Source organism: Mycobacterium sp. C31M (assembly GCF_053345865.1).
This window is the reverse complement of record NZ_JBKFAX010000017.1, coordinates 131,458-146,684: the sequence shown is the minus strand read 5'-3', so window position 1 is coordinate 146,684 and position 15,227 is coordinate 131,458. Positions and strand designations below refer to the sequence as shown.

The 15,227-nt window shown below is 66.7% G+C and carries 11 protein-coding genes and 1 pseudogene; 10 read left to right on the top strand and 2 right to left on the bottom strand.

The window, feature by feature from the left end; genetic code table 11:
• Positions 1-139: 139 nt before the first annotated feature.
• Genes ACLBYA_RS24350 through ACLBYA_RS24335 form a run of 4 tightly spaced genes read left to right on the top strand, consistent with a single transcriptional unit; the run spans position 140 to position 3,458 of the window.
• Positions 140-1,024, top strand: coding sequence for a Bug family tripartite tricarboxylate transporter substrate binding protein (locus tag ACLBYA_RS24350; RefSeq protein ID WP_447712053.1), 885 nt, complete (start codon positions 140-142; stop codon positions 1,022-1,024).
• The gene (locus ACLBYA_RS24345; protein ID WP_447712015.1) at positions 1,021-1,530 is read left to right on the top strand and encodes a tripartite tricarboxylate transporter TctB family protein; all 510 of its coding nucleotides are present in this window, start codon (positions 1,021-1,023) and stop codon (positions 1,528-1,530) included. Before ACLBYA_RS24350 ends, ACLBYA_RS24345 begins: the two co-directional genes overlap by 4 nt.
• Positions 1,531-3,072: a tripartite tricarboxylate transporter permease gene (locus ACLBYA_RS24340; protein WP_447712014.1), complete on the top strand. Its 1,542-nt coding sequence runs from the start codon at positions 1,531-1,533 to the stop codon at positions 3,070-3,072.
• A complete protein-coding gene (locus ACLBYA_RS24335; protein WP_447712052.1) occupies positions 3,069-3,458 on the top strand; it encodes a universal stress protein in 390 nt (129 codons plus the stop codon). The genes ACLBYA_RS24340 and ACLBYA_RS24335 overlap by 4 nt, the downstream gene beginning before the upstream one ends.
• A 201-nt stretch (positions 3,459-3,659) precedes the next feature.
• On the opposite strand, the pseudogene ACLBYA_RS24330 reads toward ACLBYA_RS24335, so the two are convergent.
• Positions 3,660-4,999 (bottom strand): annotated as a pseudogene (locus tag ACLBYA_RS24330) (DUF222 domain-containing protein); the annotation flags it as partial.
• A 161-nt stretch (positions 5,000-5,160) separates the two neighbouring features.
• On the opposite strand from ACLBYA_RS24330, the gene ACLBYA_RS24325 reads away from it, so the two are divergent.
• Positions 5,161-5,919 carry an SCO6745 family protein gene (locus tag ACLBYA_RS24325; protein WP_447712013.1) on the top strand — a complete coding sequence of 253 codons (759 nt, stop codon included), beginning with the start codon at positions 5,161-5,163 and terminating at the stop codon, positions 5,917-5,919.
• 14 nt (positions 5,920-5,933) lie between these two features.
• Here ACLBYA_RS24325 and ACLBYA_RS24320 read toward each other — a convergent pair whose 3' ends face one another.
• Positions 5,934-6,869, bottom strand: coding sequence for a LysR family transcriptional regulator (locus ACLBYA_RS24320; RefSeq protein WP_447712012.1), 936 nt, complete (start codon positions 6,867-6,869; stop codon positions 5,934-5,936).
• 64 nt (positions 6,870-6,933) lie between these two features.
• Between ACLBYA_RS24320 and ACLBYA_RS24315 the strand changes: the two genes are divergently transcribed.
• The 5 genes from ACLBYA_RS24315 to ACLBYA_RS24295 all read left to right on the top strand — a co-directional run bounded on the left by ACLBYA_RS24315 (position 6,934) and on the right by ACLBYA_RS24295 (position 15,210).
• Positions 6,934-8,292 (top strand): malate:quinone oxidoreductase, encoded by a 1,359-nt coding sequence (locus tag ACLBYA_RS24315; RefSeq protein WP_447712011.1) that lies wholly within the window; start codon positions 6,934-6,936, stop codon positions 8,290-8,292.
• A gap of 4 nt (positions 8,293-8,296) precedes the next feature.
• Positions 8,297-8,698 (top strand): NINE protein, encoded by a 402-nt coding sequence (locus ACLBYA_RS24310; RefSeq protein ID WP_447712010.1) that lies wholly within the window; start codon positions 8,297-8,299, stop codon positions 8,696-8,698.
• On the top strand, positions 8,688-9,086 hold the full coding sequence (locus ACLBYA_RS24305; protein WP_447712009.1) for a DUF2752 domain-containing protein: 399 nt from the start codon (positions 8,688-8,690) through the stop codon (positions 9,084-9,086). Before ACLBYA_RS24310 ends, ACLBYA_RS24305 begins: the two co-directional genes overlap by 11 nt.
• Positions 9,087-9,170: 84 nt before the next feature.
• Positions 9,171-13,715, top strand: a complete 4,545-nt coding sequence (gene gltB / locus ACLBYA_RS24300) for a glutamate synthase large subunit (protein WP_447712008.1) — start codon at positions 9,171-9,173, stop codon at positions 13,713-13,715.
• Positions 13,708-15,210 (top strand): glutamate synthase subunit beta, encoded by a 1,503-nt coding sequence (locus tag ACLBYA_RS24295; RefSeq protein WP_447712007.1) that lies wholly within the window; start codon positions 13,708-13,710, stop codon positions 15,208-15,210. The genes gltB and ACLBYA_RS24295 overlap by 8 nt, the downstream gene beginning before the upstream one ends.
• Positions 15,211-15,227: the final 17 nt, after the last annotated feature.

The following is a 15,227-nucleotide window of genomic DNA, read 5'->3' as shown; positions in this document are numbered from 1 at the left end:
ACAGTATTGCTGAGCATCACTGACGGTGAAGGGGATGAGGGTGCCTGGACTGAGACGAACTGTCGCGGCGCTGCTGGCTGCGCTGCTGGCGGTCACGCTGGTGGGCTGTGGGGTGACCCGCGGTGACGACCCGGCGGGCATGCACCGCCTGCGCATGATGGTGCCGAACAGCCCCGGCGGCGGGTACGACCTCACGGCACGCACCGCGGTCAAGATCATGGAGGACGACGATCTCACGGGTCGCGTCGAGGTGTTCAACGTCATCGGTGCCGGCGGCACCGTCGCGATGGCCCGGCTGATGAACGAGCGCGGCAACGGCGATCTCATGATGATGATGGGCCTCGGTGTGGTGGGCGCGGTCTACACCAACGAATCCACCGCCCGGGTGTCGGAGGCCACCCCGTTGGCCCGGGTCGTCGAGGAGCAGGAAGGCGTCCTGGTTCCCGCGGACTCGCCGTTCCGCACCATGGCCGATCTGGTGACCGCGTGGAAGGCCGACCCGGCCAAGATCACCGTCGGCGGCGGATCCTCACCGGGCGGCCCCGATCACCTGTTCCCGATGGAGACGGCGCGGGCGGCCGGTATCGACCCCCGCACGGTCAACTACATCACCTACGACGGCGGCGGTGACCTGTTGACGGCGCTGCTCGGCGGCAAGATCGCCGTCGGCACGTCCGGGCTCGGCGAGTATGTCGACCAGATCGAATCCGGTCAGGTGCGGGTGCTGGCGGTTTCCGGTGACGAGCGGGTCGCCGGCGTCGATGCGCCGACGCTGCGCGAGGCCGGGATCGACCTGACGTTCACGAACTGGCGCGGCGTGCTTGCGCCACCGGGAATTTCGGAGGAGGACCGGTCGCGGCTGGTCACCCTGCTCGAGGAGTTGCATGCCACAGACGCCTGGAAGGAGGCATTGGTGAAGAACGGCTGGACTGGCGCGTTCGCCACCGGTCCGGAGTTCGAGCAGTTCCTGCGCGACCAGGACAACCGGGTGTCGACGACACTGACCGAGCTGGGGCTGCTGTGAGCGCGCCCGAAGGTGATTCGCGGAGACCGGATTACGCGCAGTATCTGGTGGTTGCGGTGTTGGCGGTGGTCGGTGGTTTCCTGATCTACACCTCGCGGACGCTGCCGCAGAACTTCGCCAAGGTCGACCCTGTCGGGCCCGGGCTGTTCCCGCTGATCATCGGTGTCGCAGCGGTGGTGCTGGCGGTGATCCTGGCGATCGCGATTCCGCGTGGTTCCAGGGGCGAGGCCGATGCCGGTGAGGATATCGACCCGGATATGCCGAGTGACTGGCGCACGGTCGGTCTGCTGGTCGCGCTGTTCGTCGGGATGATCCTGCTGGTCAACCCGCTGGGCTGGGTGATCACCAGCGCGTTGTTCTTCGCCGGTGCGGCAACGGTTCTCGGTAGTTCGCACTACGTGCGCAATCTGGTGATCGGTGTGGTGTTGGCGCTGGCGAGCTTTTACGCCTTCTACTCCGGGCTCGGAATTCCGCTGCCCGCAGGCATTTTGGACGGGATCCTGTAGATGAACAACTTCGACTGGTTGCTCCAGGGGTTCGCCGAGGCGGCCACCCCGATGAACCTGCTGTACGCCTGCATCGGTGTGCTGCTGGGTACCGCCGTGGGTGTGCTGCCCGGTATCGGGCCCGCCATGACGGTGGCGCTGCTGTTGCCGATCACCTACAACGTCAGTCCCAGTGCGGCGTTCATCATGTTCGCCGGCATCTTCTACGGCGGCATGTACGGCGGGTCGACGACGTCGATCCTGTTGAACACGCCAGGGGAGTCCTCGTCGGTGATCACCGCGATCGAGGGCAACCGGATGGCCAAGGCCGGCCGGGCCGCGCAGGCGTTGGCCACCGCGGCCATCGGGTCGTTCGTGGCGGGCAGTATCGGGACCGCGCTGTTGGCGTCTTTCGCGCCGGTGATATCCCGCTTCGCGGTGACCCTCGGTGCGCCGTCGTATCTGGCGATCATGTTGTTCGCGTTGGTGGCGGTGACGGCGGTTCTCGGATCCTCCAAGCTGCGCGGGGCGATCTCGTTGGTGCTCGGTCTGGCGATCGGCATCGTGGGTATCGACTTCATGACCGGCCAGACCCGGGCGACGTTCGGGATCCCGCTGCTGAGCGACGGTATCGACATCGTGGTGATCGCGGTCGCGATCTTCGCCCTCGGTGAGGCGCTCTGGGTTGCCGCGCATCTGCGTCGCCGGCCCGCCGACGTGATCCCGGTGGGTCGTCCCTGGATGGGGCGCAACGACTGGAAGCGGTCCTGGAAGCCGTGGCTGCGCGGCACCGCGTACGGCTTCCCGTTCGGTGCGCTGCCCGCCGGCGGCGCCGAGCTGCCGACGTTCCTGAGCTACATCACCGAGAAGAAGCTGTCCAAGCATCCCGAGGAGTTCGGCAAGGGCGCCATCGAGGGTGTGGCGGGGCCGGAGGCGGCCAACAATGCCTCGGCGGCAGGCACATTGGTGCCGATGCTGTCGCTGGGTCTGCCGACCAATGCCACCGCCGCGGTGATGCTGACCGCGTTCGTGTCCTACGGAATCCAGCCGGGTCCGACGCTGTTCGAGAAGGAACCGCTGCTGATCTGGACGCTGATCGCGAGCCTGTTCATCGGCAACTTCCTGCTGCTCGCGCTCAACCTGCCGCTGGCCCCGCTGTGGGCAAAGCTGCTGCGCACCCCGCGGCCGTATCTGTATGCGGGCATCCTGTTCTTCGCGACGCTCGGTGCGTTCGCGGTGAACATCCAGCCGCTGGATCTGGCGCTGCTGCTGATCTTCGGTCTGCTCGGTCTGATGATGCGCCGGTTCGGACTTCCGGTGTTGCCCTTGATCATCGGCGTCATCCTCGGCCCGCGCATCGAGCGTCAGCTGCGGCAGAGCCTGCAGTTGGGCGGCGGTGACTGGAGCAGCCTGTTCACCGAACCGGTGGCGATCGTGACGTATGTCCTGATGGCTTTGCTGCTACTTGCGCCGCTGGTGCTCCGGTTGTTCCACCGCAGTGAGGAGAGTCTGTTGATCGTCGAGGACGACAAGGATCAGAAGACGAAGGCGGGTCAGCTGTGATCGTCATCGGGTACACCGCCGATCAATTCGGTAACGCGGCACTGGAACAGGGGATCAGCGAGGCCAAGCTGCGTGGGACGGGCCTGTTGGTCATCAACTCGACATCGGGGGAGTCCTACGTCGATTCGCGGTTCGCGGGCGGTGCGCAGGCCCGCGATGTCCGCGCGCGGCTCGAGGAGTGCGGAGTCGAGTTCGAGCTGCGGCAGCCGGTCGGGGTCGACGCCGCCGACGAGCTGCTGACCGCGATGGACCGACCCGATGCCGAACTGTTGGTCGTCGGCATCCGGCACCGCAGCCCGGTCGGCAAGCTGCTGTTGGGCAGCGTTGCGCAGAAGCTGATCCTGGAATGCCCGAAGCCGGTGCTGGCGGTCAAGCCCACCGAGTAAGGGCGCGGGTTCGAGTTCGGCTTTGATGTAGTGGCTTTGTTTCAGGAGTGCGGTTTCGTCGATGTGGTCGTCGTCGGGGTAGGGGTCGTCGAGATTGACCTCGTCGGGGTAGCTCTCGTCGAATCCGTTGTCCCGGGGTGTGTTCTCGGGCGGTTGCAGTAGTTGGTCGAGTTGTCCGATTCTCTGGGCCCATTCCGATCCGTCGTCTGGTGGGTTGCGTAGCAGTTCGGGGCGGTGGTGGTAGTTGGTGCGGGCTTGGCCGTGGTCCAGTGCTGCCGGTGGGTGCCATTGGCATTCGTTGCGGTTGTTGAATGTGGTGGTGTAGCCGGTGCCCTCACCAGCGTCGTCGACCATCCGGTTGTCACACCCGCAGGCCAGGGTGAGTTCGTCGACGTTGGTGTTGCCTCCGCGGGAGAACGCTCTCTCACCGTGGTGGACCTGGCAGTGGTAGGGGCCGTGGGTGCAGCAGGGCTTGGTGCAGCCCCCGTCGCGGGCGATGAGCATGATGCGTTGTGCCGGACTCGCGGTGCGTCGGCTGCGGAAGTAGTTCAGGGCCGCGCCGGTCGCGTCGTCGAAGACCGCCAAATGATGCGAGGCGTGGCCGGCCATCCGGATGACGTCGCGGATCGGGATCTTGGTGCCGCCGCCGGAGACACCGATCCCGGCCAGTGCATGCAGTTCGCCGACGGTGGTGCGGATGATGAGGGTGACCGGGAGGCCGTTGAGTTGACCCGGGTTGGACATCAAGGCGATGCGTCCGGTGACGATCATGGCGTCGTGTTGGCGCTGGGCCAGGGTGCGGTGGTCATTGTCGATCTGGGCTTGGGTGGGGGTGCCGAGGGTGCAGGGGTTTTCGTCGGCGGGGTTGCACATGCCGGGGGCGGCGAATTTCGCGAACAGGGGTTCCCACACGGCGGTGGCTTCGGGGTCCAGGGTGGCGTTCATCGCGGTGGTGGCGTCGCGGCGTTGGGTGCCGATGGTCACCGAACGTGTGCGTATCCGTTCGTTGTCGTCGGGGGCGGGTCCGTCCTGGTCGAACAGGAAGAGGCGGTCGGCGATGGTTTTGGCGAGGTCGGCGGGTCCGACGCCGAGGGCGTCGTGCACGATGTCGAGTTCGAACTTCTCCCGGTCGGCGGTGGACAGGTGCCCGGGCAGGTCCCGCATGGCCTCGCGGATCACGGTGAGGTGGTCGGCGGTGATCAGTCCGGCGGCTTGGGCCACGGCCACCACCGGCAGCAGCGGCGGTAACGGTTCCCCGGTCAACGACCGTCACGTAACCGGCGGCCGGCTTCGGCTTTGGAGAGCCGCCACCGGATGCGCAGCACCTCATTCCAGGATTTGGCGCCCATCTCCCGGGCGGTGGCCTCGGCTTGCAGCCCGGCCAACAGGCGGTGCCAGCCGGTGGGGAGTTGGCAGGTCAGGGTTTCGTAGTCGTCCATGACGGCGACCAGTTCGTCGCGGGTCAACGACTCCAGATCGGTGGCGGCGAACGCGTCGAAGGCGGCCCGTAAGGCCGTCATCGCGTCCGTCGCTGTGGCCATGAGTCGAACATACGTGCGACCACCGACAAAAACCTTGGCACGATCACTGGAGTGACAAACGAGACCAAAGAAAATTCTGTGGCTCGCCTACATCAGCGAGCGGAGACTCGACAGGCGTCTAGTGTTCGATTCGGAATCCAACTTCTAGGAGCTGCCTGCACATGAGCGATACCGATCTGACCGAAGCCACCGCCGCCGCAGGCGCAGCCATCGAGCAGGCCGTCGCGGTGTTCATGCTGCATCCCGAAACCTACGGCGAGAGCGTCGCCAACGGCTATCAGAATCCCCTGGCCGGTTATGTCGCCGGCCGCGGTGGTGTGCTCGGCGAGGCCACCGGCGACACTGTCAGTGCGGTGTTCGCCGTCTTCGAGCCGACCGGTCTGTCTGCCATGTGGGACGAGGGCGTCGCGGTGCGTGGCGCTGCCGGAGCCTCCGAGGTGTATTGGAAGCAGGCCGCCGAATTCGGTCGTAAGTATCTGGCCGGCGCCGAGGGGCTGGACCGCATCGCCGAGCTCGGCGAGAAGCTGATCAACGCCGCACCGACATCGTCTGCACCGTTGTTCGCGGGCTGGAAGGTGATGCCACTGGCCGAGGATGCGCCGGCCCGGGCGCTGCAGGTGATGTTCGTGCTTCGCGAGCTGCGGGCCGGCCTGCACTTCAATGCGCTAAGCCTCTCCGGCGTCACCCCGATCGAGGCGCACATGCTCAACAAGGGCCCGCGGTACGCGGCGATGTTCGGCTGGCCGCAGCCGTTTGCCGACGGTGCGGACAAGAGGGACCGCTACGCCGACGCCGAGAAGGCGACCAATCGCCGGATGGCCGAGCTGATCGGTGCCGCTCTGGATGCCGCCGAGGCCGACGAGTTGGCGCGGCTGACCCCTGCGGCACTGGCCACCCTCAAGGCCAACGTTCCAGGCTGAACGGCGCGGGCTGATCACTCGGGATCGGCACTTCCCGGCCGGACGAGAGCACTTCCATTGGACCCGTCCGGGAACCGCTCCTTGATGAACCCGAGCAGCCGCCGGCTCGGTGCCGAAGCGGCCGTCGGACCCCACGCCAGTGTGATATCGCGCCGATACCCGGTAGGGCTCAGGGCGATCTCTGCGGTGCCATCGGCGACACGGCCGTCGTGGGGTAGCAGTGCGACGCCGAGGCCTCTGGCGATCAGCTCGCGGATTGTGGCGAACTCGGTGATCTCCAGCGTCACAGCAGGTTCGAAATCTGCGTCTCGACACCATGTTTCGGTCAGTCGCCGGAGATTGTAGGACGGCGGGTTCGCAATGAAAGTCTCATCGCGCAACTCGGCCAGCCGAAGCCTGCGGCGGCGGGCCAATCGATGTCCGGCCGGCAGCACCGCTTGGATCGCCTGACTGCCGATCACTGCGTATCTCAAGTCTTCCGGGGCCGGGATGACCACCGCCACGTCCAAGTCCCCGGACCGCAGATCCGCTGCCAGTTCTGACCCGTGTGCCTGTTTGATCTGCAGCCGGATACCGGGTACTCGGCGGTGGAACTCCGCGATCAGTGTCGGGAGTCGGCCGGAACCCATTGTCAGCGGGAAACCGAATCGCACCACGCCGTGCTCGGAGTCGGCCTCCCCGGCGATCGCCTCTATCGAGGAATCCAGGGCGCGCAACGGATCTCTGATACGGGCGGCCAGTCGCACCGCCGCGGGCGTCAGTCGGATCGTCCGGCCGTCTTGGACGATCAGTGGAACACCGAGTGTCTTCTCCAGGCTGTGGATGCGTCGGCTCATCGACGATTGCGGGATCGCCAACCGTTCGGCGGCCCGGGTCATATGACCATCACGGGCAGCCAATTCGTCGAGGGCGCGCAGTTGTGGCGCGAGCAGGCTCACCCATTGATCCATTAACGGATGATACTCACTCGAACATTCATTGGACGGATCAATGTTCGCCGTCGATCCTGAGCGTATGGACACTTTCGATATCGCGCTCATCGGTGGCGGCATCGTGTCGGCGACGCTGGGGACCATGCTGACTGTCTTACAACCGGATTGGCGCATCGTGCTGGTCGAGCGGGGTGAGCGGCCGGCGACCGAGAGCAGCAACGCGTGGAACAACGCCGGCACCGGACACTCCGGGTACTGCGAGCTGAACTACATGCCCGATCCGGCCGACGCCGGCGCCGCAGTGGAGGTGGCCGACCAGTTCCGGATCTCGCGACTCTGGTGGGCACAACTGGTCGACGCGGGACTGCTCGCCCCCGGTTTCCTGACGCCGGCACCGCATATATCGGTGGTGTTCGGCGACGCCGATGTCCAATACCTGCGTAGGCGGTACTCGACGCTGAGCTCGATGCCCGAATTCGACGGACTGGAGTACTCCGAAGATCCAGCGACGATCGCGGGTTGGGCGCCGCTGATCATGGCGGGTCGTGATCCTCGGCAAGCCGTCGCGGCCACCCGACATCCCGACGGAGCCGACGTCGACTTCGGGGCGCTCACGCGCGGTCTGGTGCGTATCATCGCGGATAACGGCGGAATCGTGCGGACCGGCCATCATGTCCGGTCACTCAAGCGCAATACCAACGGCAGCTGGCGGATCGCCGGTAGGCGTTTTCAGTTCGACGCCGACCGCGTTTTCGTCGGAGCGGGCGGCAACGCCCTACGCCTGCTGCAGCGGGCCGGGGTGCCCGAAGTCCGTGGTTATGGGGTACTGCCGGTGGGTGCGGCATTCCTGCGCTGCTCGAACTCCGAGATCGTCGACCGGCATGACGCCAAGGTCTACGGTCAGGCGCCGACGGGTGCGCCACCGATGTCGGTGCCGCATCTGGACAAACGTGTCGTAGATGGTCGTGGATATCTGATGTTCGGGCCGTACGCCACATTCAGTACCAAGCTGTTGAAACACGGCAGGGTGACCGACTTCTTCGGCACACTGCGGCCGCACAACCTGCGGACCCTCGCAGCCGCCGTCTGGCACAACCGTCCCCTCATCCGGTACCTGATCAGGCAGCTGTTGGCCTCCCGACGACACCAGCTCGACCAGCTGAACAGCTATTACCCGGACGCCGACGGGGCGGATTGGGAACTGGTTCCGGCGGGTCAGCGCGCGCAGCTGGTGGTGCCCGATCCGGAATGTGTCGGTGCCCTCAAATCCGGCACCGAACTCGTGGTCTCCGGCGACGGCTCGATGGCCGGTCTATTGGGTGCATCGCCGGGTGCGTCGACGGCCGTGCCCATCATGATGGAGCTCTTGCAACGCTGTTACCCGCAACAGTGGGAGTCCTCATGGCGTCACCGCCGCGACATCAACCATCTGGCATCCTGATTTCATGACCGATCCGCAGTACCCGCCGCCGCCCCCGGACCCGGGCAGTTTCGGTCCGCCGCCGGGCAACTTGCCCCCGCAGTACCCGCCGCCGTATCCGACGCCCCCATACCCTGGCGCCCAGTACGACCCGATGGCGCCGTACGGCCGCCACCCGATGACCGGTGAGCCGTTCTCGGACAAGTCCAAGACCGTCGCCGGCCTGTTGCAGCTGCTGGGCCTGTTCGGGCTCGTCGGGATCGGGCGCATCTACCTGGGTTACACCGGCCTCGGCATCGCCCAGCTGCTGGTCGGGATTCTGACCTGTGGCATCGGCGCGGTCATCTGGGGTCTGATCGACGCCATCCTGATCCTCACCGACCGGGTCCGCGACCCACATGGGCGCCCGCTGCGCGATGGCACCTAGCGCGACGGCCGCCCGCGTCGGTGTCATCGGCGCCGGAATCGGAGTCGCGGGCGCGCTGGCCTATATCGGCCTCGGCGACCCGCACCGGCCCGGTTTCTTTCCGACGTGCCCGTTCCGCGCGCTGACGGGCTGGGAGTGCCCGGCCTGTGGTGGGCTGCGGATGACCCACGACGTGCTGCACGGCGACTTAGCCGCGGCCGTGACCGACAACCTGTTTCTGTTGATCGCCATCCCGGCGCTATTGGGTTGGCTGGCGATGCGCCGGCGCCAGGGCCGCACGCTGATGCCACCCGCGGCGACGGTCACCGTGATCGTCGCGCTGCTGGTCTGGACCGTGGTGCGCAATCTACCGGGTTTCCCGCTGGTGCCGACATTTCTTCCCGGGTAGTAACCGTGCACCGCTGATACAATGCGGTTTCGGGCCGACGCAGTCCCTCGATCATCACCACGAAGACTGCGGAGGTTTAGTCGGTTGCTGTTTTCGGCGCTCCCCAAAGCTCAGGGCCTCTACGACCCGGACAACGAATCCGATTCCTGCGGCGTCGCCATGATCGCCGATATCGGCGGCCGCCGTTCGCATGACATCGTCACCGACGGGCTGACGGCGCTGGAACACCTGGAACACCGCGGCGCCGCCGGTGCTGAACCCAACAGCGGTGACGGTGCCGGAATCCTGTTGCAGTTGCCGGTCGAACTGCTCACCGCGGTGGTCGATTTCGCACTGCCCGCGCCGAGTGCTCAGGGCTGCAACACCTTTGCCGCAGGCATCTGCTTCCTGCCGCAGGACGAATCAGAGCGGGATTCCGCGTGTGCCCGTATCGAGGAGATCGCCGTCGAGGAAGGCCTGGAAGTCCTTGGCTGGCGCGCCGTTCCGATCGATCCCGAGGGTGCAGAGGTCGGCACCACCGCGCTGGGCTGTATGCCTTACATGGCCCAACTGTTCATCGCCTCGCCCGACGGCAGCGGCGGCATCGATCTGGACCGTCAGGTCTACCCGTTGCGTAAGCGCGCGGAATCCGCCGATCTCGGTGTGTACTTCGCCTCGCTGTCCAGTCGGACCATCGCCTACAAGGGCATGCTCACCACCATGCAGCTGCCGCTGTTCTTCCCGGACCTGCGCGACGAACGCTGCGCCAGCGCCATCGCCATCGTGCACAGCCGCTTCTCGACCAACACCTTCCCGTCCTGGCCGCTGGCGCATCCGTTCCGGTTCGTTGCGCACAACGGTGAGATCAACACCGTGCGCGGCAACCGCAACCGGATGCACGCCCGCGAGGCCAAGCTCGACAGCACGTTGATTGCCGGCGATCTGAGCCGCCTCTCGCCGATCTGCACCAAGGATGCCTCCGATTCGGCATCGTTCGACCAGGTGCTGGAACTGCTGCACCTCGGTGGTCGCAGCCTGCCGCATGCGGTGCTGATGATGATCCCAGAGGCCTGGGAGAACAACGCAGGCATGGATCCCGCGCGACGTGCCTTCTGGCAGTTCCACGCCTCGCTGATGGAGCCGTGGGACGGTCCCGCCTGTGTCACCTTCACCGACGGCACCGTGGTCGGAGCGGTGCTGGACCGCAACGGTTTACGGCCGGGTCGGTGGTGGCGCACCATCGACAACCGGGTCATCCTGGCCAGCGAGAGCGGTGTGCTCGACGTGCCGAGCGCCCAGGTGGTGGCCAAGGGTCGCCTGGAACCGGGCCGGATGTTCCTGATCGACACAGCCGCCGGACGCATCGTCTCCGATGACGAGATCAAGGACCAGCTGGCCGGCGCCGAGGCCTATGGTGAGTGGCTGCACTCCGGCCTGCTCGATCTCAAGACACTGCCCGATCGCGCTCGGGTGCAACCCAATCACGAATCGGTGGTGCGCAGGCAGGTCTCCTTCGGTTACACCGAGGAGGAACTGCGCATCCTGCTCACCCCGATGGCGGCCTCGGGCGCCGAACCGCTCGGCTCGATGGGCACCGACACCCCGCTGGCCGTGCTGTCGCAACGGTCCAAGTTGCTCTACGACTACTTCGTGGAACTCTTCGCCCAGGTGACCAACCCACCGTTGGACGCCATCCGGGAGGCCGTCGTCACCTCGATGGGCCGGGTGATGGGTCCCGAGCAGAACCTGCTGGAGCCGACGGCCGCATCGTGTCGCCAGATCATGCTCGGCTGGCCGGTACTCGACAACGACGACCTGAACAAGATCGTGCACATCAACGCCGACGGCGAGCAGCCCGGTCTGCGTACCGCGGTGCTGCGGGCGCTCTACGACGTCGAGCGCGGCGGCGAAGGACTGGCCGAGGCACTCGAGGAGCTGCGGCTGCGGGCCTGTGAGGCGATCGCCAAAGGTGCTCGCACACTGGTCATCTCGGACCGCGACTCCGATCACACCCGGGCACCCATCCCGTCGCTGCTGGCGGTCGCCGCGGTACACCATCACCTGGTACGCACCAAGGAACGCACCAGCGTCGCAGTGGTCGTCGAGAGTGGCGACGCCCGCGAGGTGCACCACATCGCGATGCTGATCGGTTTCGGTGCGGCGGCGGTCAACCCTTACCTGGCCTTCGAATCCATCGAGGATCTGATCCGCGAAGGCGAGCTCACCGGTATCGAGCCTGCTGCGGCGGTGCGCAATTACCTCAAGGCGCTCGGCAAGGGTGTAACCAAGGTGATGAGCAAGATGGGCATCTCGACGGTGTCCTCCTACACCGGTGCGCAGGCCTTTGAGGCGATCGGCCTGGACCGTGCGGTCATCGACGAATACTTCACCGGTACCCCGATGCAACTCGGCGGTGTGGGGCTGGATGTGTTGGCCGAAGAGGTCCGGTTCCGACATCGTCGCGCCTACCCGGAGAACCCGACCGAACGGGCACACCGGCGGCTGTCGGTGGGCGGTGAGTACCAGTTCCGCCGCGACGGCGAGTTGCACCTGTTCAGCCCGGAAGTGGTCTTCCTGCTCCAGCATTCGACTCGGACCGGCCGCTACGAGGTGTTCAGCCAGTACTCCGACGAGGTGAATCGACTGGCCCGCGAGGGCGGCGCACTGCGCGGCCTGTTCGAGTTCAAGGCGGGCACCCCGGTACCACTGGACGAGGTGGAACCGGTGGAATCCATCCTGACCCGGTTCAACACCGGTGCCATGAGTTATGGGTCCATCTCGGCCGAGGCGCACGAGACCATGGCCGTGGCGATGAACAACCTCGGTGGCCGCTCCAACTCCGGCGAGGGCGGTGAGGAGACCGACCGGCTCTACGATCCGACCCGCCGCAGCGCGGTCAAACAGGTCGCCTCCGGTCGCTTCGGGGTGACCAGCGACTATCTGGTCAACGCCAGCGACATCCAGATCAAGATGGCCCAAGGTGCCAAACCAGGTGAGGGCGGGCAGCTTCCGGGCTACAAGGTGTACCCGAACATCGCCAAGACCCGGCATTCCACCCCGGGTGTCGGCCTGATCTCGCCGCCCCCGCACCACGACATCTACTCCATCGAGGATCTGGCCCAGCTGATCCACGATCTGAAGAACGCCAACGATCAGGCCCGCGTCCACGTGAAGCTGGTCAGTTCGGTCGGTGTCGGGACCGTCGCGGCGGGGGTGTCCAAGGCGCATGCCGATGTCGTGCTGATCTCCGGCTACGACGGCGGTACCGGAGCGGCCCCGTTGACGAGCCTCAAACACGCAGGCGCCCCCTGGGAGATCGGCCTGGCCGACACCCAACAGACGCTGGTGCTCAACGGATTACGCGACCGCATCACCGTCCAGTGCGACGGCGGTATGCGGACCGCCCGTGACGTCATGGTAGCCGCGCTGCTGGGCGCCGAGGAGTACGGTTTTGCGACCGCACCGCTGGTGGTGGCCGGCTGCATCATGATGCGGGTCTGCCACCTCGACACCTGCCCGGTGGGCGTGGCGACCCAGAACCCCGAACTGCGGGCCCGGTTCAACGGCAAACCGGAGTTCGTGGAGAACTTCTTCCGATTCATTGCCGAGGACATCCGCGGGATGCTCGCCGAACTCGGTTTCCGCAGTCTCGACGAGGCGATCGGCCGGGTCGACATGCTGGACACCGCAGTCGGGGTCGCGCACTGGAAGAGCAGCGGCCTGGATCTGACGCCGATCTTCGCCGTCCCGACCGATACACACGGCGCCGAACTGACCCAGCGCCGCCGGGTCCGCGATCAGGACCACGGTCTGGCGCAGGCCCTGGACCAGACGCTGGTGGCACTGGCCGAAGGAGCGCTGGAGGATGCGCATCCGGTCCGGCTGGAACTGCCGGTGCGCAATGTCAACCGCACGGTGGGCACCCTGCTGGGTTCGGAGGTCACCCGCCGCTACGGTGCCGCCGGCCTGCCCGACGACACCATCCACGTCACGCTCACCGGGTCGGCCGGCCAGTCTCTGGGCGCATTCCTGCCGCCCGGGGTCACCCTGGACCTGATCGGTGACGCCAACGACTATGTCGGCAAGGGGCTTTCGGGGGGCCGGGTGATCGTCCGGCCGCCCGACGATGTGCTGTTCCTTCCCGAGGACAATGTGATCGCCGGGAACACGCTGTTGTTCGGCGCGACGGCCGGTGAACTGTTCCTGCGTGGCCGGGTCGGGGAGCGGTTCGGTGCGCGCAACTCCGGCGCGCTGGCCGTCGTGGAGGGCGTGGGCGATCACGCCTTCGAGTACATGACCGGCGGCCGGATCGTGGTCCTCGGTGACACCGGACGCAACATGGCCGCAGGCATGTCCGGCGGTATCGCCTTCGTGCTGGGTCTGGCCCCGGCGAAGGTCAACACCGAGATGGTGGCCCTGCAGCGCCTCGATCCCGAGGATCTGAGCTGGCTGCACGAGGTGGTGACCCGGCACGCCCAGGTCACCGAGTCGACCGTGGCGGTGTCGCTGCTGGCCGACTGGCCCAGGCGCAGTGCGCAATTCACCAAGATCATGCCGACCGATTACGAGCGCGTGCTGCGCGCCACCCGGATGGCCAAAGCCGAAGGACGCGATGTGGACACCGCCATCATGGAGGCCAGCCGTGGCTGATCCCAACGGGTTCCTGCGGGTCCGCAAGCTCGACGCCGCCAAGCGCCCGGTCGACGAACGTGTCGGCGACTGGCACGAGGTGTACGAGAGCACCCCGATGGCCGAGCGGGCCGGCGAGGTGTCCCAGCAGGCCCGCCGCTGTATGGACTGCGGTATCCCGTTCTGCCACTCCGGGACTGCGGGCTGCCCGCTGGGCAACCTGATCCCCGAATGGAATGACCTGGTCCGACGCGGCCGCTGGGATGCCGCCATCGACCGCCTGCACGCCACCAACAACTTCCCCGAGTTCACCGGCCGGCTCTGCCCGGCGCCGTGTGAGGCGGCGTGTGTGCTGTCCATCGCCGAGGACAAGACCGGCGGTAGCGTCACCATCAAACGTATCGAGCAGACCATCGTCGACCACGCCTGGCTGACCGGCGCGGTGGGGCCGCAACCTGCCGCCATCGCCACCGGACGCAGTGTGGCCGTGGTGGGTTCGGGCCCGGCCGGGTTGGCCGCTGCCCAACAGCTGACCCGCGCCGGCCACGAGGTCACCGTGTACGAACGTGACGACCGCATCGGCGGACTGATGCGTTACGGCATCCCGGAGTACAAGCTGGAAAAGGCCACGCTGAATCAACGACTGAGCCAGATGCGCGCCGAGGGAACACGATTCGTCACCGACTGCGAGGTCGGGGTGGATCTGTCGATCGAGGCGCTGCGGGCCCAGCACGACGCGATCGTCTTGGCGGTCGGCGCCCTGCGCGGGCGGGACAACCAGGTCGAGGGGCGTGATCTCAACGGGGTCCACCTCGCGATGGAGCATCTGGTGCAGGCCAACAAGGAGTGCGAGGGTGACGGCGCGGCCGAACTGACCGCTGCCGGCAAGCATGTGGTGATCATCGGCGGTGGTGACACCGGTGCGGACTGCCTGGGCACCGCACACCGGCAGGGCGCGATCTCGGTCACCCAGCTCGACTACAACCCTGAGCCGCCCGAGATCCGCGACGATGCGCGCTCCCCGTGGCCGACCTGGCCGCTGCTGCTGCGCACCTCGCCGGCGCACGCCGAGGGCGGTGCGCGTCGCTTCGAGGTGGCCGTACAACGCTTCGTCGGGGACGAACACGGAAACGTGCGGGCCATGCAGATCGCCGAGGTCAAGGTGACCCGCGACGAACACGGCCGCCGGCAGATCACCCCGGTCGGCGAGCCCATCGAGATCCCGTGCGATCTGGCGCTGCTGGCGATCGGATTCGAGGGCGTCGAGCCCATGCCGCTGCTCGACGGGCTCGGGCTCACCCTGAACAAGCGCGGATCGCTGTCCTGCGGTTCGGACTGGCAGACCGACGAGCCGGGCGTGTTCGTGTGCGGGGATGCCCACCGCGGCGCCTCGCTGATCGTCTGGGCGATCGCCGAGGGCCGCAGCGCCGCGCATGCGGTGGACACCTACCTGATGGGGGAGTCGGAGCTGCCCGCCCCGGTGCGCCCCGGTGCCCTGCCGCTCGCCGCCGTCTGAACCAACAACGTCTGAAC

Coding starts and splice junctions, on each gene's coding strand:
- ACLBYA_RS24350 (WP_447712053.1), top strand. CDS start 140: ATGCACCGCCTGCGCATGATGGTGCCGAACAGCCCCGGCGGCGGGTAC.
- ACLBYA_RS24340 (WP_447712014.1), top strand. CDS start 1,531: ATGAACAACTTCGACTGGTTGCTCCAGGGGTTCGCCGAGGCGGCCACC.
- ACLBYA_RS24325 (WP_447712013.1), top strand. CDS start 5,161: ATGAGCGATACCGATCTGACCGAAGCCACCGCCGCCGCAGGCGCAGCC.
- ACLBYA_RS24320 (WP_447712012.1), bottom strand. CDS start 6,869: ATGGATCAATGGGTGAGCCTGCTCGCGCCACAACTGCGCGCCCTCGAC.
- ACLBYA_RS24315 (WP_447712011.1), top strand. CDS start 6,934: ATGGACACTTTCGATATCGCGCTCATCGGTGGCGGCATCGTGTCGGCG.
- ACLBYA_RS24310 (WP_447712010.1), top strand. CDS start 8,297: ATGACCGATCCGCAGTACCCGCCGCCGCCCCCGGACCCGGGCAGTTTC.
- ACLBYA_RS24305 (WP_447712009.1), top strand. CDS start 8,688: ATGGCACCTAGCGCGACGGCCGCCCGCGTCGGTGTCATCGGCGCCGGA.